A 21401-nucleotide genomic window follows, 5' to 3' on the forward strand; every position below is an offset into this window, starting at 1 on the left:
ATGCATAGCTCCGAGCAGCTTCTCTGGACCGGTTTCCGAGGCGTCGACGCCCAGGACGTGGACCTGCCCTTCCACCCGGGCGGGATCATCCTCTTCGCGCGGAACCTCGATCCCGATCCCGAGACCGGTCCCGCCCGGTGCCGATCCCTCATCGACGCCCTACAGACTCGCTACGGAACCGACCTGCCCCTGGCCGTGGCCCTGGACCAGGAAGGTGGCCCCGTCAGCCGCCTGCGGCCCTGGACGGGCCCCACGCCACCCCTGCGCCAGCTCTGGACCCAGGGTGGCGCCGAGGCCTGCTCGGCCTGGGGACGGCTCTGGGGCGAGGGCCTGCGGATGCTGGGCTTCAACGTGGATTTCGCCCCCGTGGTCGACCTCTGGGATGGGCACCCCGGCGCCGGCATCGGGGACCGCGCCGCCAGCGAACATCCCTTCGAGGCCGCCTCAGCCGCCGGGGCCTTCCTCCACGGGCTGGAATCCATGGGCGTGCGCGGCTGCCTCAAGCATTTCCCGGGGCTCGGCGGCACCACTCTGGACAGCCACCTCGGCCTGCCCGCGCTGGAAGACACAGAGCAGGTGGATCGCAACGCCCGCGCCTTCGTCCCGCTCTCCCACACCGATCGGCTCGTAATGGTCGCCCACCTGCGCACGCCCGCCAGCTCCGGGGCCCCCGCCAGCCTGCACCGAGGCTCCGTCGCCGAGAATCCCTGGGGCATCCAGGGCCGTTTCCTGCCCGATGATCTGGAGATGGGCGGCTGCGCGGACTGGAGCTGGGAAGATCGGGTGCGGCTGTCCCTGGAGGCTGGGCACCAGTGGCTGCTGGTTTGCCAGACGCCCGCGGGCTGGACCGCCTGCGCAGAGGCGGCGGCCCAGCTGCCGGAAAGCCTCTGGGCTCCGGCCCTGAAGGCCTCGCGGGCCATGCGCCGGCACCTGCCTCCACCCGTCCCCTTCGAATCCCAGCGCTGGAAAGATTGGCTGTCGCGGGTTCACACTTCCGCAGGGAGGATCTGATCCATGGCCGGACGCATCCTCATCGTCGATGACAACGCCATGATCCGCAGCGAGATCAAGGCGGTCCTCATGAAGGACGGCGGCTTCGTGCATTTCATGGAGGCCTCCGACGGCCTCACGGCCTTCAAGACCATCATGGAAACGCCGCCCGACCTGGTGCTCTGCGACCTGGTCATGCCGGGCTTCGACGGCCTGAAGTTCCTGGGCCTCAAGGCCAGCCGCAAGGAACTCGAACAGATCCCCGTCATCATCCTCACCGCCGAGGACGATCTGGACCGCAAGGCCGAGATCCTCGAGCGCGGTGCCTCCGACTACGTCACCAAGCCCTTCCACGAGAAGGAGCTGCTGGCCCGAGTGCGCATCCACACCAAGCTGAAGCTGCTCCAGGATGAGCTGCGCGAAAAGAACGCCCAGCTCGAATCGCTCTCCGTCACCGACGTGCTCACGGGCCTAGCCAACCGGCGCCGCCTCATGACGCGCCTGGAGGAGGAAGTCGCCCGGGCCCGCCGCTACAAGACGCCCCTTTCCGTCGTGATGATCGACATCGATCACTTCAAGCACGTCAACGACACCTACGGCCACGCCATGGGCGACGTCGTGCTGCGCAACATCGGCGCCATGCTGAAATCCAGCGTGCGCAACACCGATCTGGCGGCTCGCTACGGCGGCGAAGAACTGACCCTCGTGCTGCCGCACACGGATCTCGCCACCGCCGTCCAGGTGGCCGAGACCCTGCGCCAGAAGTTCGCCGAACTCGAGCACGAACTCGACGGGGCCATGCTCAAGAAGACCGCGAGCATGGGCGTTGCCTCGCGCGAGGGACAGGGCGACCTGCCGGATGCCGAGAACCTCCTCAAGTTGGCGGACGAGGCCCTGTACCGCGCCAAGGAAGGCGGCCGCAACCGGGTGGAAGCGGCCACCTAGCCTGAATCCGAAACGCAGAAGCGGCCCGGTTGGGCCGCTTCTACATAGGTTGGAGGAATCGGCCTACTTCGCGGCCTTCTGTAGCGCGTCGACCTTGTCCAGCTTCTCCCAGTTGAATTCGGGGCGGCCGAAGTGGCCGTAGGCCGCCGTGGCGCGGTAGATGGGCTTGCGCAGATCGAGGGCCTCGATCATGGCCTTGGGGGTGCAGCTGAAGACCTCGCGCACGGCGCGCACGATGGCCTCGTCCGACACCTGGCCGGTACCGAAGGTGTCCACGGAGATGGACACGGGCTCGGCCACGCCGATGGCGTAGGCCAGCTGGATCTCGCAGCGGCTCGCGAGGCCCGCCGCCACGATGTTCTTGGCGATGTAGCGGCCCATGTAGGCGGCGCTGCGATCCACCTTGCTGGGATCCTTGCCCGAAAACGCGCCGCCGCCGTGGTGGCCGCTGCCGCCGTAGGTATCGACGATGATCTTGCGGCCCGTGAGGCCCGTGTCGCCCATGGGCCCGCCCACGACGAAGCGGCCGGTGGGGTTCACGTGGTAGATGGTCTGGCTGTCCAGCAGGTCCATGGGCAGGGCGGCCTTGATGACGTCCTGCAGGATGCTGTCGCGTATGGTGTTCTGGGTGACGTGCTCATCGTGCTGGGTGGAGATGACGACGGTGTGGATGCGCTTCACCTGATCGCCGTCGAATTCGACGGTGACCTGGGACTTGCCGTCGGGGCGCAGCCAGGGCAGCTGGCCGTTCTTGCGCACCTCGGACAGCTTGCGCGTGAGCAGGTGGCTGAAGTGGATGGCCGCGGGCATCAGCTCCGGCGTCTCGCGGCAGGCGTAGCCGAACATCAGGCCCTGGTCGCCGGCGCCGCCCGTATCCACGCCCATGGCGATGTCGGGGCTCTGCTGGTCGATGGTGACCATCACCGCGCAGGTGGCGTAGTCGAAGCCCTTGATGTGGTGGTCGTAGCCGATGTCTTTCACCACGTCGCGGACCAGCGAGGCGACGGGGATGTAGGTCTCCGTGGTGATCTCGCCGGCCACCAGCACCAGGCCCGTGGTCAGCAGGGTCTCGCAGGCCACGCGGCTGCGGGGGTCATCCTTCAGCGCGGCATCGAGCACCGCATCGGAAATCTGGTCCGCCATCTTGTCAGGATGCCCTTCGGTGACGCTCTCGGATGTGAACAGGTGCCGCCCCTGGGTGGCCATGCTGGACTCCTCGGAACACCTCCAAACGTCCGTTCGGAGGAAACAATGACTATATCGCGAATACATCTTTTGGATGACGCACGTAACCTTGCCTTGTCTTAGCCTTAAAGACTAGAGTGGGAAGTTCCCCGTCCTTTTGAAGCAAGCACATACCGCCCCCTTGTGGAGGAACCCATGATTTCATTCCGCCGACCGACGCTGGCCCTGGCCCTCATGGCCGCGTCCATCCTGACGGTGTCCACTGCGTGCAAACGCGAAGACCCCCAGATCAAGGAGCTCACCCAGAAGGCTGCCGAAGCCGACAAGGCCAACCAGCAGCTGAACCAGGCCGGCACCGAGCAGCAGAAGAAGCTGGCCCAGGCGGGCGTCAACGATATCAAGCCCAACGCCGAAACGCTGCAGCTCACGGATGAGCAGAAGAAGGCTCTGGAAGAGCGCATCAAGAACGAGAAGAACAGCTCGTACCAGGCCCTGCTCCAGGAAGTGCTCGACAAGGACAAGGAGATCAAGGAGCTCAACTCCAAGCTCGCCAAGCTCAAGGCGGACCTGCCCAAGCCCGACGTGGCCAAGCCCAACGACAGCCACTACGGCATGGCCATGCGGTTCCTCAAGAAGAAGGGCGTGCCCGAGGCCGAGGCCAAGAAGCTCGTGAGCCGCGTGGCCATCCTCGACAAGCTGGCCCCGGGCTTCGAGGTCTACCACTTCTACGCCAATGGCACCTATGGCACCTGGGTTTCCCAGGGCAAGGCCAAGATCAGCCCCAGCGACCTGATGCGCCAGGAGCGCGAAAAGATCGAGGGCGAGCGTGATGAAGCCGTGGCCGCCAACGAGAAGCTGCAGGAAGAAGTCAGCGACCTCGAAAGCCAGAAGCAGAAGATCACCGAGGAGATCGCCGGGCTTCAGTCCGAGCGCGCCAACCTCATCGAAGAGCGCACCAAGCTCCAGGCCGACAACGCCGGTCAGCTGGCCAAGCTGAACTCGCTGCACTACGTCATCGGCACCCGCGACAAGCTCAAGGCCGACGGCATCATCGAGATCCCCGTCTTCGCCAAGGACCGCGCGGGCAAGAACTGGCGCGACGAGGTCTTCACCCAGAGCCTCGACCTGCGCTCCGCCAAGACCATCATCATCAAGGCCGCCGACCTGGGCCTGAAGAAGATCGCCAAGGTGAACGTGGTGCCGGGCTCGTATCTGAAGGACGAGCACTACAAGCTCACCATCAGCGAAGACAAGATGACCGCCACCATCGAGCTCATCACCGTGAGCCGGTTTAAGAACGATAAGGTCGTCTTTGCAGTGACCGATTAGGCTACCCGAAGTCAAGCACAGGCCCCTTCGGGGGCCTTTGTTTTGTCTGGCATTTCGAGGCCAGCCCCACTATCGTCGGAACACCCATTCACCGTTCTCTTCAACCCCACCCATGAGGTGTGCGATGCATCGACGCTTGACTCAAGCGGCCTTCGGAACTGTCCTGTTGACCTTGTTCGCCTGCAACGGCGGCGGAGACTCCAAGGCTCCGACCCTTGTCACGGGGACGAGTTCCATCCCCAGCGCGACGGCCGCTGTGTTCGATCCGGCGAACGCGAAGATTCCGCTTCCGAACATCCTCGCCACGGCGGCGGCGGTGGATCCCATCTCCAAGGCCTGGATCAATCCCCTGACCGGCGCCACGGTGACGGGCGCCCGCCCCTACGGCGTGCCCATGCAGCCCCCCGAGGCCCTGGCCTACGTCGCCTACCACGAAGTCGGCGGCCCCAACTACGGCTACCCCGACACCACCTTCTCCACCCACGCCGTCTCGGGCCTGAATGCTCCCATCTACTTCGCCTTCTCCGGCGCCGTGGACGCCACCACCGTCACGCCGAGCACCGTCAAGGTGTTCCAGGTGCTGCCTGATTCGAACGGCCTCACCGAGAACGCCACCCTCGGCTTCCAGGACGTCTCCGGACTCTTCACCTACACCGCCTCGGCCGCCTGCCCCAATGCCGGCGCCCAGGCCAGCGGCCAGGAATTCCTGCTCTTCCCCAAGGTGCCCCTCACCCCCGGCGCCCGCTTCCTCTATGTCGTCACCGATGGTGTGAAGGACAAGGGCACCCCCGCCAAGTCCATCGTCGCCTCACCCTACTTTGAAGCCCTGAAGTCCACCACCGCCCTGACCGGCTCCTTCGCCGCCCTCGAGCCCATCCGCGCCGACAACATGAGCGGAACGAACGTGCTGCTCTCGGGCTACGCCAAGGTGATGAGCGACCTCATCGCCAACGCCGCGGCCGATACCACCGCCAAGACCGGCGCCACCGCCACGGGCATCGCCACCCGGGCCAACATCACCCTGATGGGCCGCTTCATCACCACCGGCGCGGGCGGCATCCGCACCCTGGCTTCGGACAGCACCACCATCAAGCCCATGGACGCCATCCTTCGCGGCTTCGCCGCTGGCAGTTTCGGGGCCGCCAAGGCCTGGAACAACACCGTCACCATCAGCGCCGCCCTCCCGGCCGCGACCTACTTCGGGGCTCTCGGGCTGCCCGCCTCCACCTACACGAACATCAGCACCGTGGTGCTGGGCTCGTACCACAGCGCCGACCTGCAGATGGATCCGGCCGTCGCCGCCACTGCCACTTCGGCGGGTGTCGATCTGACCACCCTCGCCGGTGGCAGCGGCACGGCCCAGGGCGCGACGAACCCCTACAGCTACAGCACCGGCATCACCCAGCCCGTGCGCGCCGCCGCGACCGGCGGAGGCCTCACCGCCGGGCAGCTGCTCGGCTTCTACAACACCGATCGCCAGATCCCCTTCGTCTACTTCATTCCCGTGGGCGGGGCCGCCACCTACAAGACCGTGATCCTGCAGCACGGCATCACGTCCCAGAAGGAGGCCGCCGCCGCTGCCGCGAACACCATCGCCATGTCGGGCAAGGCCACCATCGCCATCGACCTGCCCATGCACGGCGCCCTGGCCCAGCCCGCCAATCAGGTCCTGGCCGGTGACACCGCGGCCGTGAAGGCCCAAAAGCAGGCCAACTGGGGGTCGGACTTCATGTCCCTCACCTCGCTGTTGACGGGCCGCACCAACGTCCAACAGGCTGCCCTGAACCTGCACCGCCTTGAGATCCTCATGCGCACGGGCACGCCCTTCGGCACCGCCTTCGCGACCTATGCGGGCGGCGCCATCACGGGCTATCCCACACCCGGAGCCACGGGCAACATCACCTTCGTGGGCCAGAGCCTCGGCTCCATCTGCGGCGCCTACTACCTGGCCGGCAATGCGACTCTGGCCACCAGCGGCGCACCCTACACCCAGGCCACGCTGAACAACGACATGAAGGGCTTCCTCTCCGTGCCCGGCAGCACCCTGGCCTACCTGCTGAAGGACAGCCCCTCCTTCAGCCCCACCGTGAACGCCGGCCTCAGCGCGGCCTCCGGCGGCACCGTCGTCCCCGGCACCACGGCCTACACCCAGTTCTTCCTCGTAGCCCAGACCCTCGTCGACCCTGTGGATCCCGCTTCCATGACCCTGCCCCTCACGACGGGCCTGCCCTCCCGCCTTTCGGGACGCACGGCCATGCAGGAAGCCGTGGGCGATACCGTGATTCCCAACTACACGACCCGCTACCTGGGCCAGGCCCTCGGCGGCCGCACCCTCTTCGGCTACGACTTCGCGCCGGGCTTCAACCAGCTCGTCTACAAGGGCGACACGGCCCCCAAGGTCCCCTTCATGGCCGGCGCCACCCCAACGACCCTGAAGGCCCTCGCAGCCGCCTACTCGCCGGCCGCCACCAGCCCCACCGAAGGCTACTTCCAGTTCAACCAGACCGGCATCGACCACGGCTTCCTGCTCGACAACACGACACCCGCCAACACCGGCGCCGCGCAGAAGCAGCTGCTCTTCTTCCTCGGCGGCCCCGCCGTCGGCGGTTCGGGACTGAACATCGTCGTGGATCCCTATTCCTTCTGATCCATCCATGCTTGGCCTGGAGGGGCGGTTCGCCGCCCCTCCTTTTTTGTCTAGCCCTTCAGCTCGGGGAAGGCCTCCAGCAGCTGGCGGCGGGCTTCGAGCAGTTCGGGCACCGCCGGATCCCAGCGCCTCAGGAAGCCACGGATGGCCTGCAGGTCTTCGGCCGCGCGCTCCAGGTGGGGCAGCCCCAGGCCGGCCACCAGCAGGGCCGCGGGAGGCACCCACGCGGCGGCCCACCCCCAGCGCAGCCCCGCAAGCACTGCCAGGAGGAGGGCCCAGAGCGGATGCACCAGGGCGCCTCCCAGCAGCTTCAGGGTGGCCGTCTGGTCCCCTTCGTCCGTGACGCGGCCCGCGATCCAGCCCACGAGCCGGTAGGGCGGCCAGTAGAGCAGCGCCGGCCCCAGCAGCACCACCGCCAGGCTGAGCCTCGCCGCGGCCCGGGGCAGCCAGCGGAGCACTTCCACCCCGGGATAGGGGTGGCCCACCTGATCGGGGCGCAGGCCCTTGCTACGAAGCCAGGCCTGGGCGGCGTGGACCCGCGCTTCGAGCGAGGCGAGCACCTCGTCGGGGAGCGTGGACAAATGAGGCAGCAGGCCCTGGACCCGCGCCCGCAGGGCCTCCAGATCCACGCGGCTGCCTGGCGCCTCAGCCATGAGCCAGGCCAGTTCCTGCGCCAGGGCCAGGCACCGCACGTCCGCGCCGTGCAGCGTCAGGGGCTTGAGCGCGGCGCGGATGCGCGCCGTCAGTTCGGTCACGGCCTCGGGCTCGGCGCCCCGCCCGGCGAGATCCGCGAAGGGAATCGGCGCGCCGAGACGCAGGAGGACGCTGTGCCGGAAGGCGGCCCGCTCGCCGTAGACCAGCCCGGCGGGAATGATCGACACCGGCGCGGGGCTGGAGAGGGCCATGCGCGCCGCACCGGTCTTCAGCGGCGCCAGGTCGGCATTCGTGTGGCTCACGCCCTCCGGAAACAGGGCGACGGAACCACCCCGGGCCAGCACCTCGTGGACCTTGTGGAAACTCTGCTGGATGGATTCGGGCGTGGCTCCCCCATCCTTGGGCCGCGTCACGGGAATGGCCCGGAAGGCCGCCAGGAAGGGCCGCAGGGGCGCGATCTTCCAAAGGGTGGCCTTGGCCAGCCAGCCGGCGCGCCGGTCCAGCAGGGCCGCCGCCGCCAGCGGATCCAGCAGCCCGTTGGGATGGTTCAGGAGGATCAGGCAGGGGCCTGGAGGCAGGTCGGGCCCCTCCCGGCGCAGGTCGCGGAACCAGATCCAGCCGAGGAACCGTGCGGTCCGGCTGCGGGCCACGTCAGGCCTGCGCGGGGCGACGCCGCGCCCACCAAAGGGCGAGGCCGCTGATCAGGATGGCCGGCAGAACAAGGGTCAGGGCGCGCGCCAGCCCGTCCCCGCCACCCAGTCCCGCGGCATGCAGCGCATCGGCCCGGCGGCCCACCAGCTCGGGGCTGATGGCATCGCCCATGAGGTGGATGAGCAGCACGTTCACCCCCACGCCGGTGGCTCGGACGCTGGCGGGCAGACAACTCACCGTCAGGGCGTTCACGGGGCTGGTGTTGACGAAGAGCAGGAACATGCCCACAAAGAAGCTCAGGTAGGCCAGGTGCAGGCTGGAGGTGCCGAGGGCCCAACCCACGATGGGCGCGGCCGCCAGGAGGGTGAGGCCCGAAAGCAGGGCTCCGGCATCCGGCCAGCGTCTCTGCCAGCGGTCCGTGAGCCAGCCTCCGAGGAAGGTGCCGAGGATGCCCGTCACCACGGCCAGTCCTCCGAAGACCAGGCCCGCCTTGGCGGTGCTGACGGCGAAGCGGCGCTGGAGCAGCGTGGGGCTCCACATGCTGAGGGCGCCCATGGCGAAGGTGTAGGCCACGTAGCTGGCCGTGCAGGCCAGCCAGATGCGATTGAAGAAGATGTGGCGGAGCCGCTTCAGATAGGGTTCGGCGGCATCGGTATCAGGCAGGGCGTCCATGCCTCCGCGGACCGGATCCATCTGGAAGGCCATCCAGGCCGCCAGGGCCAGGCCTGGGATCCCAGCCACCATGAAGGCCGCACGCCAGCCCCAGGACCCCGCCACCAGCCCGCCCAGGCCGTAGCCGAAGGCGCTGCCCACGGGGATGGCGAGGTAGAACCAGGTGAACTTCTTCGCGCGCTCCGCCTCGGGGAATCCATCCGCCAGCATGGCCGGCCCCAGGGTGGCGTAGGCGGCCTCGCCCACACCCACCAGTGACCGCATCACCAGCAGGGCCGGATAGCTGTGGATGAAGGCGGCACCCGCGGTGGCCAGGCTCCACAAAGCCACGCCCCCGGCCACGAGCCGGGGGCGATGGAAGCGGTCCGCCAGGTAGCCGAACGCGGGCGCGGCGCACATGTAGACGAGGATGAACACCAGGGTCAGGCGACCGAGCTGGGCATCCGTGAGGTGCAGTTCCTTGCCCAGCGGTTCGAGCACCGCCGCGACGACGTACCGATCCAGGTAGTTCACCAGGTTGATCCCGGTGAGCAGCAGGAGCAGCCGTCGCGCGGCGGTCATCGCGGGCGGGTTCGGACCGGGCTACTTCTTGGGCGCGGCGGTGGCGGGCTTAGCGGCCGGCTTGGCGGCAGGCTTCGTCGCAGGGGCGGCGGGAGCGGCAGCCGTGCCTTCGCTGGCATCCAGGCGCTTGGCGACTTCGCTCGTGAAGGCTTTCATCCACTCCTGCTCACCCCAGGCGAGGACCTGCACGGCCTGGTCCGAGAAGACCATCTGGAGCTTCTGCTCCCGCGCGAGCTGCTCAACGATGGGGTTCGCGAGCTTCGTGATGGCTTCGCCCACCTTCTTCTCGATGCGCTGGTATTCGGCCTGGCTGTCTTCCTGCATCTTCTTGGCTTCGAACTCCACGTCACGAAGCTTCTTGGCCAGGGCTTCCTTCTTGTCCGGATCCAGGCTGGGGGAATTCAGCTGCTGCTGGAGGGTCTGCAGTTCCTGCCCCTTGGCCTGCAGCTTCTCCTGCAGGTTCTTTCCGGTGATCTCGAGTTCGGAGAAGATGGCGCCGGCCTTCTTCGAGCTGCGCACCAGCTGGTTGATGCTGAAGAAGCCGAAGCGGGGGGCCTCCTGCGCGGCGGCCGGGGTGACGAGGGCCGCGGACAGGCAGAGGGCGGCCAGGGACGGGGCGATCTTGCGCATGGGAGCTCCAGGACGAAACAGCTATTGTAGCGAATAACCAGGCGGCCTTCGGCCGGGAATTAGAAGGTGGTTCCAATGGAGAACTGGAAGTCCGTCTTGCTTTCCGTATCGAAGGGATAGGGGTTGAGCTTCCTCGACCAGATCAGGCGCAAGGGCGCCGGGCTGATGGGCAGGAAGAACCGGAACTCCAGGCCCGCCGAGCGGATGAGGGAGGGGTTGGTGTAAGTGACCTGTGTACTCGTTCCATTGAGGGTGTAGGTGACAGGATCGTGGCTGAAGATCTTGGTGCCGCTCCCCCAGGCATTCCCGGCGTCGTAGAAGAAGACGAGACGGAACTGATCGGCGATCTTGAACTGGTACTCTGCATTGACGATGAACTGCTTGTTGCCACCCACGACCACCGGATTGCCGGCGTTGTCCTGGAGCACCGTGCCCACCTGGCCGTAGCGGTAACCACGGATGCTGTTCTCACCACCGGGCCGGTAGAGATCGTAGAGCGGCAGATCGTCCCGGCCCATGTTCTGCAGGTACCCGTAGGTCATGTTGAGGGCGAAGATGTGCCGGTCGGCGATGTTGGCGAACTTGGCGAATTCCCAGGTGGCCCGCAGGAAGGGGCGGTCGCCGCCGAACTGCCAACCGCCGTATTCCAGGCCGAAGGAGAGTCGCGTGCCCGCCGTGGGCTTGAACTGGTGGTTCACGGTGCTGTAGGCCAGGCTCTGGCTGAAGGTCGAGGTGAGCTGGTTCGGGGTATCCCGGAAGTAGAAGTTCTGGCCGCCTTCGATGCGAATCAGGCGGAAGCTGTAGCCCGTCGAATAGGTCGTGAAGAAGGCCCAGGGCTCGTTCGGGATCCAGTTGCTGAGGCGCGCGCCGACGGACGCCCCGAGGCTGCGGGTGAACTGCCTGTAGGCGTTCTGGATGCCGACGCGGGACGCGTCGTAGTCGGCAGATCCATTGGAAACCGAGGCCGAGAAGGAGTACGGCAGGTCGAAGACGAAGGGCTCGGTGAAACCGATCGAGGCGTTCTTCGAGAACTTGCCGCCGTTGTAGCTGAGGGACAGGGTTTCGCCACCGCCGCCCAGGTTCCGGGTGGAGAAGCTCACACCCAGCGAGAAGCCGAACAGGGAACCGTATCCGCCCTGGAAGAGGACTTCGTTGACACCGGCTTCCTCCCCCCGAACCACGATGTCCACCTGCGGCTTGTCTCGGACCGGCTCCACCTTCGGCTCAGAACTCTTCACATCGAAGAAGCTCAGCTGGCTGATGCTCAGCAGCGAATCCTTGAAACGGTCCGTCTGGAAGGGATCACCCTCGCGCATGAGCATGCTGCGACGCAGCACCTTGTCCTTGGTCGTGAGGTTGCCTTCGAATTCGATCTTGCGGATCGTGTAAAGCTCCCCTTCGTCGAGCTTCAGGGTGGTGTCCACCTTCTTGACCCCATCCTCTTCGCGCACGTCGAATTTCTTCTCCGTGTGGAACATGATGTAGGCCTGGTTCGAGTAATCCTCCTTCATCTTGTCCACCGTCTGGTTCACGGCGTCCAGATCGAAGGGCACGGGCTTCTCGCCCGGCTTGGGATCCTCGGTCGAGGGTTTCACGTTGAAGAACTTCCGCAGGATGGAGCGGTTGTCGCGCTTCACTTCGGCGTACTTGGCCTTGTAGTACCCCTCGCGGAACAGCTTCCCGCCCTCCGTCTTGAAGGTGCCTTCGTAGAAGCGATCCCCCTCAAGGATCGGGATGGTCAGCGTGGCCCGCAGGTCGTACTTGGGGGACTTTGCTTCCTTCTCCCGCTTCTCGTTCTTCTTCTTCTGCTTGGCGGTGGTGCGGTCCTCGACTTCGATGATGGGCTTGCCGACGAAGACGTCCTTGTAGCCCTGCTGCCAGTAGGCCTTCTTGAGGTTTTCGAGATCCTCTTCCAGGTTCTTGTCCACCAGGAGGTCATGGGTCGTCAGCCAGCTGAACATCCAGTGCTTGCGGGTCTTCTTCATGATGTTGCGCAGCTGGGCGCTGCTGAAGACCTTGTTGCCCCGGAAGGCCACCTGGTAGATCTTGGCCTTGCCGCCCTCCTTGATCTCGAAGACCAGACGCGCCACGCCGCCCGCCATGGGTTCGAGGGTGATGTCGACCACCGGGTTCCGGTAGCCCTTCTCACCGGCCTGATCGACGATCAGATCCTTGATCTTGCGGGCCGCCTCCGGATCGTAGACCGTGTCCAGATTGATGGTCAGCTTCTTCTCTTTGACCTTGTCCTTGATGTTGGTGAGACCCACTTCCGTGCCGCCGCGGAAGTCCACTTCCTTGATCAGGGGACGTTCCTTGATGCGGATGACCAGCTTCTTTCCGCCGGGCGCGTCCTCCAGTTCGAGCTTGATGTCATCGAAGGATCCGCTGGCCCAAAGCTTCTCCAGCACCTCCGTGAAGTCCAGGGTGCGCAGGTCGTCGCCCACTTTCACACCCGACTTGAAGATTACGGTTTCCGAGGTCTGTTTCTGGGCGCCGATGACCTCGATGGTGACGATGGGCTCGAGATCCTGGGCGCACAGAGGCAGCGCGAAGCCTGCCACGAGGGCCAGGGGAAGCACGCCTTTCCACCACCGGGGCCGGACCCGGTTCCAAACCATGTTTTGCTGCGTCATTCAGGCGCTCCGACCAGATGGGTTTCCTGGCCAGCGGCCACGTCTCCAGTATCAGACAGGGTGGGGACGAGCTTCTCGTCCACCAAATCAAAATTCACCAGGCCCGAAGGCACCGTGTCCTGGCCCACCATCAGCTCCGCGAGGGGATCTTCCACCTGCTTCTGGATGGCCCGGCGCAAAGGTCTGGCCCCATAAGCACGGTCCCGCAGGGTGGTCTTCACCAACCAGTCGCAGGCGGCGTCCGTGAGACTCACGATCAACTTGTGCTTCTGGAGGGTGACGTTGAGATCCTCCACCAGCAGGCGGACGATCTTGCGCAGTTCGTCGTCGCCCAGGCGGTTGAACACGACGATCTCGTCGATGCGGTTCAGGAACTCGGGCGGGAAGGTGCGCTTCAGGACCTTCATCGCGTCGCCGGTCTTGGCGTCGGGACGGCCGCTCTGCTCGACGAAGCCGAGGCCCTTTTCCACCAGCAATTCGCGGCTTCCCACATTGGAGGTCATGATGATGATGGTGTTCTTGAAGTCCACCAGGTTCCCGAATGCGTCCGAAGCCTGACCATCGTCAAAGATCTGCAGCAGGATGTTGATCAGGTCGGGGTGGGCCTTTTCGATCTCATCGAAGAGCAGGACGCAGTACGGATTCCGCCGGATGCGGTCCGTCAGCATGCCGCCCTCCTCGTAGCCCACGTACCCCGGAGGGGCCCCGAGCAGCTTGGAGACCTCGTGCTTCTCCATGTACTCGGACATGTCGAAGCGGATCATCTTCTTCGCGTCGCCGAACAGGAAGGCCGCCAGCGTCTTGGCCAGCTCCGTCTTGCCCACGCCCGTGGGACCGAGGAAGAGGAACGATCCCATGGGTCGGTTGGGATTCTTGAGGCCCGTGCGGGCGCGGCGCACGGCCCGCACGACGGCGCTCACGGCCTCGGGCTGGCCGATGACGCGCTCGTTGAGTTTGGGTTCCATGTTCACCAGGTTGGCCTTCTCGTCGCCCTTGAGGGCCTTCACGGGAATGCCGGTCCAGCTGGCCACCACGTCCTCGATGTCCTGTTCGGTGACTTCGGGGAAGCGCGCGTAGTCCTCGTCCGTCAGCTCGGTGCGGTTCTTCTGGATCTCCTCGCGCAGCTGCAGCTCCTTCTGGCGGAGCAGCACCGCCTTTTCGAAGTCGCGGCTGAGCACGGCCTCGTTCATCTCGTTGATGACGCGGTGCAGCTCGTCTTCCTGCGACTGGCCTTCGGGAGAGACGCCCCCGGGCCCCACCCGCAGCTTCACGCGCGCGCCGGCCTCGTCCAGCAGGTCGATGGCCTTGTCGGGCAGGAAGCGGTCCGTGATGTAGCGGTTGGACAGGTAGACCGAGGCTTCCATGGTCTTCGGGGTATAGCGCACGCGGTGGAACAGCTCGTAGCGGCTGCGGATGCCCTCGATGATGCGCAGGCTCTCGGACTCGTCAGGAGGATTGACGGTGACGGGCTGGAAGCGGCGGACCAGGCTGCGGTCCTTGTCGATGTACTTGGCGTATTCCTTGTGCGTGGTCGCGCCGATGCACTGGATCTCGCCCCGGCTCAGGGCCGGCTTCAGGATGTTGGCGGCGTCCAGGCTGCCTTCCGCCGCGCCGGTACCGATGAGCGAGTGGATCTCGTCGATGAAGAGCACCACGCTGGGATCCTTGCTGGCCTCGGCGATGATGGACTTCAGGCGCTCCTCGAACTGGCCGCGGTACTTGGTGCCGGCCACCACGAGGCTGAGATCCAGCGCGTAGATGCGCTTGTCCGCCAGGCTGGGGGGAATCAGCCCCTCGTGGATCTTCTGGGCCAGGCCCTCCACGATGGCGGTCTTGCCCACGCCCGCCTCACCCAGCAGGATCGGGTTGTTCTTGCGGCGACGGCTGAGGATCTGGACGATGCGCTCGACTTCCGAATCGCGCCCGATGAGGTTGTCGAAGATGCCGCGCTCGGCCATCTCCGAAAGGTTGCGGGCGAATTCGGACAGGAGCGGATGTTCCTTCTTCTTCTTCGCGATCTTTTCTTCCTTGGTGCTCTCCAGCAGGATTTCCTTGGCGGCGATGAGATCCGCGCCGGCCTCCTTGAGCAGGCGCCCGGCCAGGCAGCCCTCCTCGCGCAGCATGCCCAGCAGCAGGTGCTCGGCCCCCACATGCTTGTGGTTGAGCTTGGCGCTTTCGGCCGTGGCGTGCTGGAGGATGCGCTTGACCTCCTCCTCCATGGGGATGTCGATGCTGGTGCTGCTGGGCGTGATCTTCTTGTCCTTGGGGGTCAGGGAGGCCACCAGGCGCTCGCGCAGCGCGCTCACCTGCACACCCATGCGCTCGAGCAGCTGGGTGCTGGTCTTTTCCGATTCCCGCAGCAGTCCCAGCAGGAGGTGGCCGCTCTGGATGCTTTCCGCACCGAACTGGCTCGCCTCATAGCGGGCGAAGAACATCACACGACGGGCTTTTTCGGTGAATTTTTCGAACACGGGACACCCTTCCGGGTTATGGATGGCGCCGGAACCAGGATGGTTCCGGTGCGGCCCCCCAGGGTAACGCCTTCTGCCACCCTTGTCCCGATCCACTGAGGACAGAAGCTGTTCTGGAAGGTATCCTGGAAGGCTGGGAGGGCGACATGAGCCTGGCTAGAACCAATCTGGCTATCCTTGGCCTGCAGTGGGGAGACGAAGGAAAGGGCAAGGTCGTCGACCTGCTCAGCCCCCATTTCCGCCAGGTAGTCCGGTTCCAGGGAGGCAACAATGCCGGACACACCGTGGTGGTGGATGGCCAGAGCATCGCCCTGCATCAGGTGCCTAGTGGCGCCCTCCACCCCGGCTGCTTTCTCGTCGTCGGCAATGGCGTCGTCCTGAATCTGGAAGTCTTCCAGCAGGAGCTGGACCGCCTCAAGGCCCGCGGCTTCGACCTCTCCGGCCGCTTGCTGCTGTCCGAAAAAGCCCACATCATCCTGCCCCACCACATCGCCCTGGACCAGTGGCGAGAGGTTCGCGCCGACAAGGTGGGCGCCAAGATCGGCACCACCGGCCGCGGCATCGGCCCCGCCTACGAAATGAAGGCCGCCCGCATGGGCATCCGTCTGGGCGACCTGCTCCACCCCGAGCGGCTCGCCGAGCGCATCCGCCCCGGCTACGAAGAGGTCCGCCTCCGCCTGGGCGCCGACGCCGGCCTCCCGGCGCTGGAGGCCATCGTCGAGGGCCTGCTGCGCACCGCCGAGCCCTTCCTGCCCTTCATCGGCGACGCCCAGGGCCACCTGATGGCCGCCTGGAAGCGGGGCGACAGCATTCTCTTCGAAGGCGCCCAGGCCACCCTGCTCGACATCGACCACGGCACCTACCCCTTCGTCACCTCCAGCAACTGCAGCCTGGGCGGCCTCTTCACCGGCACGGGCCTGCCCCCCAAGGCCGTCGACAAGATCCTGGGCATCGCCAAGGCTTACACCACCCGCGTCGGAGCCGGCCCCTTCCCCGCCGAGCTGCTGGACGCCACCGGCGACCGCATCCGCGAGGTGGGTCGCGAGTTCGGCACCACCACCGGGCGGCCCCGCCGCTGCGGCTGGTTCGACGCCCCCATCACTGCCCACGCCTGCCGCACCAACGGTGTGGACGGCCTGGCCATCATGAAGCTCGACGTGCTCGACTGCATGGACGAGGTGGGCCTCATCGTGGGCTACCGCACGGGCGAAGGCACCGTCACCACCAAGCTGCCCAGCTGCGCGGGCGACTGGGCGGGCATCCAGCCCGAGGTCAAGCGCTTCAAGGGCTGGGGCAGCACCCGCGGCATCACTGATCCCCGGAAGCTCCCCGTGGAAGCCCAGGCCTACCTGGAATCCCTGGCAGAATCCGTCGAAGTACCCATGGCCTACCTCAGCACCGGACCCGATCGCGCCGAAGGCTATGTCTACCCGGGGACCTTCCTCGAACCGCTCCTGGGTTGACTTCAGCGCCACCCGCTGGCACACTGATCGTCCTGCCCAACCAGGCACCGCACGCTCGCGTGCACCGCGCGCTCGAGGGTTCGCGGGTCTGGCACCACCGGCAAGGGCCCTTAGCTCAGCGGTAGAGCAGCGGCCTTTTAAGCCGTTGGCCGCGGGTTCAAATCCCGCAGGGCCCACCAAAGTTCCACCCCATGGGGCTATCGTCTAGGGGTCAGGACACCGCCCTTTCACGGCGGTAACACGGGTTCAAATCCCGTTAGCCCTACCAGAAAAGAGCCTAGAGAAATCTAGGCTCTAAATGTTTTTAATCGACAATTCGAATACCCAAACTTCCCCACTTGGTTGTTATTGGGTAAATACCTTCACGACCAACGACTGTCGGTCGTTGCCATTTTCACTCACAGTGATTCAGGGAACCGGCTGGCCTTATGTTGAAAGCGGGCCCGTTGATGTCCGCGACTGCCCTGCGTGGCAGGGGCATGAATCAGCCTATGCAGGTCCCGGGTTTCGACGGCACCCATCCACGCTAGAGGGTGCCGTGGTGCTTGGGGGCTCCATCCGGTCCAACTTCATCGGAATTCAGGGCGTCCTTCAGGTAGATGAGGTTGCCCGCCAGCCAGGTGGCGGCTCCGGTCACCATGAGCAGCAACACGGCCCAGCCCGCCAGGCCGGTCCGATGCAGGAGCTCGGACATATCCCCTTCAGCATCTACGGCGAACAGAAGCCTGCAGTAGAGGAATACCCCGATCATGGTGATCCCCCAACCGGCAAGGATCCACCTTCGGCCGCGTTCCCGGATGCGGGCGATGGCATTTTGCGATGCCTCGGCGGATTCGAACAGGCTGCTTCTGGGCACGGCGAGACTGGCGCGATTGGGCATGGAAGCCTCCTTAGGGTTGGAATGGCAAAGCATGAAGGGATGAAGATCCCGGACGGATGCCGGAACCACGGAAGGCGAGAAGAAGAGCCCGGATGAACCCGAGAAGCAGCCCGAAAAAGGTGAGCATCCAGGAGGTAAGGGCCAGGGCGATGAAAGCCTTCGGTACCGCGTACAGCACCCGGAGATTCAGGGCCTCGGCCAGCCGCCAGGTCGCCGTCGTATACATGGCCATGGGGAAGACCGCTCCCCAATAAAGCGGGTCATAGGTGAGCGCGATCCGATGCGCGACATACCTCCAGATCCCGAGAATGCCGAGCATGGGAATCCACCAGGTGGCCGTGGCCCAGTAGAACAGGGTGAACCCCTTCAGGAAGGGGACCAGGCTTCCCAGGAGGACCGAGCTTCCGGCACGACGGATGAGGAGGGCTCCCGCCAGGGTGGAAATGGCCATGGCGCCCATGTTGATCCAGTAGGGTGGCAACAGATCCGTTGGCTGGAAGCGAAAGAAGGTGTACCGATAAAAAATCAGGGAAATCATCCAGATGTAGAGCATCCCGCCCATGAGCCAGAAACTGATCAGAAGCAGGTCCAAGAGTTCGACGTTCACGCCCAGCCAGGGTCCGGCGAGCGTGCCCAGAACCGCCAGCGACTGGGTGGCCACGACGGCGGAGAGCCAGCCGCCATTGATGCCCGAGGCCAGGTCGGGTTTTGGTTCCTTGACCATGAGCGCCGCAAACACGCCGTAGATACAAAGCACCCATAGGCCCAGCGCCAGCCACCACAGGCACGCCGGCACGAGGGTGGTCACTTGCAGAACCGCGAGCTGAACCCCAACAACGCTCGTGGCGGCCACCGTCGTGAAGAACCCCGGGCCCCGGCCATGGTCCGACCAATCCTTCAGGAAGGCCTGGCGATGGAAGCTGAACCTGAGGATCGTGAACAGCCACAACAAGACATAGGCTGGGAGGTTGATCCACAGGAGCAACCTGGGCAGCAGCGGGATTCGCAGAAGGTGGCAGGCGGTTCCGAGAATTCCGGTGGCCATCACCAGCGCGAAATAGGCGGGATGCAGGGTGGCGATGCCCCCGTCGAACATGCCCCGAAGGGTTGACAGAACCCTTCCGGGGCCCGCCTCCTTGAGTGTTCCAGCCGCCATGGCCACCTCTACGGAATAGAACATCCCGTTTTTCCCGCTTGGCCGGTAGCGGGTGGCCGCTGACAAAACCCTGGTTGTTTACGGAAGGGCGATGTCGGTGCTTGTCCTACATCATTCGACCAGCCCCTGGCGCAACGCGTACTGCATGAGTTCGGCATTGGATGAGAGCTGCATTTTTTCCAGGATCCGGGTTCGATAGGTGCTCACGGTCTTGACGCTGAGCCCCAACTCCTCAGCGATCTCAGTCATGCCCTTGGCCGAGGCGATCAGGCGGAAAACCTCGAATTCACGGGCACTCAGCTGTTCATGCGGGGCCCCGACCCGGTCGAGGGCGACATGGGCCGCGAGGGATTCGGCCAAGGCGGAACCGATATAGCGTTTGCCTCCGAGCACCGTACGGATGGCCTTGATCAGTTCTTCCGGAGCATGCTCCTTCGTCAGGTAGGCCGAGGCTCCGGCTTTCAGCGCCCGGATGGCGAACTGCTGTTCACCGAACATGGACAGGACCAGGACGGGAACCGTCGGGTAGGCGGCCTTGATATCCGGCAGGGCATCAAGTCCACTGCGACCCGGCAGGGAGATGTCCAGCACCAGCAGATCCCACTGGCCCTTCTCCAGGGCCTTCACCGCTTCCTCCACCGAGCCAGCTTCTCCGACGCACACGCCCGGCAGGGCTTCCTCGAGAATGCGCCTCAGGCCGGAACGCAGGAGCGCGTGATCGTCTGTCAACAAGATGCGCCACATGGCCCTAGGCCTCCTTGACGACTGGATGGCGCGGCAGGACCGCGCAGATCTCAGCGCCACCCAGGGGCGAAGCACCGCGGCGAAAGGATCCTCCGAGCATCATCACCCGCTCCTCCATCCCCAGCAGGCCGAGATGCCGGCCCTGCGGGTCGGCCGGGCCGAACCCGCAGCCATCATCCTGAACGCACAATTCGATTTTCGCCTCCTCCCCGAGGAGGGAGATTTCAACCCGTCCAGCCCCGGCGTGGCGTGCCACATTGGTCAAAGCCTCCTGAGTCACCCGGAAGAGGGCGGTGGCGCAGGCGGGATCAATGGCCCCTTCAAGGCCCTGGGCCACGACCGTGCAGGGCACGCCGCTGCGCTGCTGGAAGTCCGTGGCGAGCCATTCGAGGGCGGGAAGCAGCCCCAACCGATCGAGCACACTGGGTCTGAGTTCACTCGCAATGCGCCGAATGGATTCGATGCTGGCTTCGATCTGGCGGCTGGTTTCCTCGCACCACTGCGCGAGTTCGTCCGCCCAGGATCCGGGGCATCGAGCGTGGGCGCGGGTTCGCAGGTACGCAAGGCTCAACTTGAAGGAAGTGAGTTCCTGCCCGAGCTGATCGTGCAGCTCCCGGGCGATTCGTGCGCCCTCCTCCTCACGGGCCGCCTGAACCCGGTGCGACAGCGCTCGCAGCTGCGCCTGGGCCTCCAGGGCCTCCCTCTGCCGGTCCGCCAAGGCTTCTGCCATGGCATTAAAGGATAGGGAGAGGTCCCGAATCTCACCGCGGGTGGTCGGCAGGTGGGCCCGGACGCCGAGATCACCACTCCCCAGTTTCCGCGTCGCGATGGCCAGAAGCCGGAGGTCCCGAAGCACCGATATGTCCGCAGCCACCAGAGAACTCAGCACCGTGAGCAGCATCAGGATCGCGAGGGAAGCCAGGGTGCGCTGAAAGGCCCGGTTGGCCTCCCGGAGCACCATGTTCTCCGGAAGCCCCACTGCCACAAACACATCATTCACTTCAGGCATGGGTGAGGCGACGAAGAGCCGATGCACCCCATCCCGCCCTACGGTCGCCACGAGCCCGCGGCTCCTTCCCCTCATGGCGTTCCAATCCGGAAGGGGCTCACCTAGGGCGATACCCTTTTCGCGGCTCTCACTCGTCTTTGCCATCACCCGTCCATCGCGATCCGTGATGTAGAGCGATGTGCCGGGTGGAAGCTGAGCCTGAGGTCCCAGATTCTCCAGCCAGGCGAGATCCAGGGCCGCGAAGAGCACCGCTGCCGGGTGACCTCTTCCGAGACCCCGGGCCAGGATGAGCACGGGCCTATGGACGATTTTTCCGATCCGATACCTGCCCACGGCCACACCCAGTCCCGCCAGTGCTTCCTGGACGGCAGGTTCATCCCTCATGTCCACCGTGTTCTCTGGGGGCACCACACTGAAGAGCAGCCTCCCTTCCCGATCCAGGAGACCAAGGTTGGCCAGGGCGGGATTCGCCTGCAGCAGGGCCGGCAGCAGCTTTTGAACGGCCTCCCCGTCGTCCGGATCCAATTGCTTCAATAACCGCTGGGCCCCGATCACCTGATGGCTGTGCTCGCGCGTGGCGATGCTGGCCACAAGGCGAGCCTCGGATTCCGCGTGCTTCAAAGCCTCGGCGCGCTCGCGTGCGGCCAGGACCAACACGATGAGGAAGGCGGGCAGGGTCGCCAGGAGGGCGAGCAGGGGCAGATGAAAGCGAAGGGTCCGCAGGGAGGTCGGAAGCCACGGCATAGAAAGAGAATATTAACTCCGAAATAGCCATCTGCCG

Annotated in this window: 15 protein-coding genes and 2 tRNA genes; 7 read left to right on the forward strand and 10 right to left on the reverse strand. The window is 65.4% G+C overall.

All coding sequences use genetic code 11. The features are described from left to right. Both QSJ34_RS06265 and QSJ34_RS06270 read left to right on the forward strand, forming a co-directional pair. Complete coding sequence (locus tag QSJ34_RS06265; RefSeq protein WP_285571849.1) at positions 1-1011, forward strand: glycoside hydrolase family 3 N-terminal domain-containing protein; 1011 nt, start codon at positions 1-3, stop codon at positions 1009-1011. A gap of 3 nt (positions 1012-1014) precedes the next feature. Beyond that, complete coding sequence (locus QSJ34_RS06270; RefSeq protein ID WP_285571852.1) at positions 1015-1935, forward strand: diguanylate cyclase; 921 nt, start codon at positions 1015-1017, stop codon at positions 1933-1935. Positions 1936-1998: 63 nt separating this feature from the next. Here the strand turns inward: QSJ34_RS06270 and metK are convergent, their stop codons facing one another. Next, entirely contained in the window at positions 1999-3141 is a 1143-nt protein-coding gene (gene metK, locus QSJ34_RS06275) for a methionine adenosyltransferase (protein WP_285571855.1), read from the reverse strand. A gap of 174 nt (positions 3142-3315) precedes the next feature. Here metK and QSJ34_RS06280 point away from each other — a divergent pair, with 174 nt between their 5' ends. After that, positions 3316-4449, forward strand: a complete 1134-nt coding sequence (locus QSJ34_RS06280; protein WP_285571860.1) for a coiled-coil domain-containing protein — start codon at positions 3316-3318, stop codon at positions 4447-4449. Positions 4450-4573: 124 nt separating this feature from the next. After that, positions 4574-7096 (forward strand): hypothetical protein, encoded by a 2523-nt coding sequence (locus QSJ34_RS06285; protein ID WP_285571863.1) that lies wholly within the window; start codon positions 4574-4576, stop codon positions 7094-7096. A gap of 50 nt (positions 7097-7146) precedes the next feature. Here QSJ34_RS06285 and QSJ34_RS06290 read toward each other — a convergent pair whose 3' ends face one another. The 5 genes from QSJ34_RS06290 to QSJ34_RS06310 are packed head-to-tail and all read right to left on the reverse strand — an operon-like array spanning position 7147 to position 15368. After that, on the reverse strand, positions 7147-8400 hold the full coding sequence (locus QSJ34_RS06290) for a 1-acyl-sn-glycerol-3-phosphate acyltransferase (RefSeq protein WP_285571866.1): 1254 nt from the start codon (positions 8398-8400) through the stop codon (positions 7147-7149). Between the two features lies 1 nt (position 8401). After that, positions 8402-9634 (reverse strand): spinster family MFS transporter, encoded by a 1233-nt coding sequence (locus tag QSJ34_RS06295; RefSeq protein ID WP_285571869.1) that lies wholly within the window; start codon positions 9632-9634, stop codon positions 8402-8404. A gap of 21 nt (positions 9635-9655) precedes the next feature. Continuing rightward, a complete protein-coding gene (locus tag QSJ34_RS06300; protein WP_285571872.1) occupies positions 9656-10264 on the reverse strand; it encodes an OmpH/Skp family outer membrane protein in 609 nt (202 codons plus the stop codon). A 59-nt stretch (positions 10265-10323) separates the two neighbouring features. Next, positions 10324-12897, reverse strand: coding sequence for an outer membrane protein assembly factor BamA (bamA, locus tag QSJ34_RS06305; protein ID WP_285571874.1), 2574 nt, complete (start codon positions 12895-12897; stop codon positions 10324-10326). Then, complete coding sequence (locus tag QSJ34_RS06310) at positions 12894-15368, reverse strand: ATP-dependent Clp protease ATP-binding subunit (RefSeq protein ID WP_285571877.1); 2475 nt, start codon at positions 15366-15368, stop codon at positions 12894-12896. The genes bamA and QSJ34_RS06310 overlap by 4 nt, the downstream gene beginning before the upstream one ends. 146 nt (positions 15369-15514) lie before the next feature. On the opposite strand from QSJ34_RS06310, the gene QSJ34_RS06315 reads away from it, so the two are divergent. The 3 genes from QSJ34_RS06315 (at position 15515) to QSJ34_RS06325 (ending at position 17099) form a co-directional block, all read left to right on the forward strand. Next, positions 15515-16831 (forward strand): adenylosuccinate synthase, encoded by a 1317-nt coding sequence (locus QSJ34_RS06315; protein WP_285571880.1) that lies wholly within the window; start codon positions 15515-15517, stop codon positions 16829-16831. Between the two features lie 104 nt (positions 16832-16935). Next, positions 16936-17010, forward strand: a tRNA-Lys gene (locus QSJ34_RS06320). A 14-nt stretch (positions 17011-17024) separates the two neighbouring features. Continuing rightward, positions 17025-17099, forward strand: a tRNA-Glu gene (locus QSJ34_RS06325). Between the two features lie 258 nt (positions 17100-17357). Here QSJ34_RS06325 and QSJ34_RS06330 read toward each other — a convergent pair. The 4 genes from QSJ34_RS06330 to QSJ34_RS06345 all read right to left on the reverse strand — a co-directional run bounded on the left by QSJ34_RS06330 (position 17358) and on the right by QSJ34_RS06345 (position 21364). Further along, complete coding sequence (locus QSJ34_RS06330; RefSeq protein WP_285571883.1) at positions 17358-17711, reverse strand: hypothetical protein; 354 nt, start codon at positions 17709-17711, stop codon at positions 17358-17360. A gap of 10 nt (positions 17712-17721) precedes the next feature. Then, a complete protein-coding gene (locus tag QSJ34_RS06335; protein ID WP_285571886.1) occupies positions 17722-18867 on the reverse strand; it encodes a tellurite resistance/C4-dicarboxylate transporter family protein in 1146 nt (381 codons plus the stop codon). 111 nt (positions 18868-18978) lie between these two features. Further along, positions 18979-19611, reverse strand: a complete 633-nt coding sequence (locus QSJ34_RS06340; protein WP_285571889.1) for a response regulator — start codon at positions 19609-19611, stop codon at positions 18979-18981. Positions 19612-19615: 4 nt separating this feature from the next. Next, positions 19616-21364, reverse strand: a complete 1749-nt coding sequence (locus tag QSJ34_RS06345; protein WP_285571892.1) for a sensor histidine kinase — start codon at positions 21362-21364, stop codon at positions 19616-19618. Between the last annotated feature and the right edge of the window lie 37 nt (positions 21365-21401).

Source organism: Geothrix limicola, from assembly GCF_030268085.1.
Taxonomy (GTDB): Bacteria; Acidobacteriota; Holophagae; order Holophagales; family Holophagaceae; genus Geothrix; species Geothrix limicola.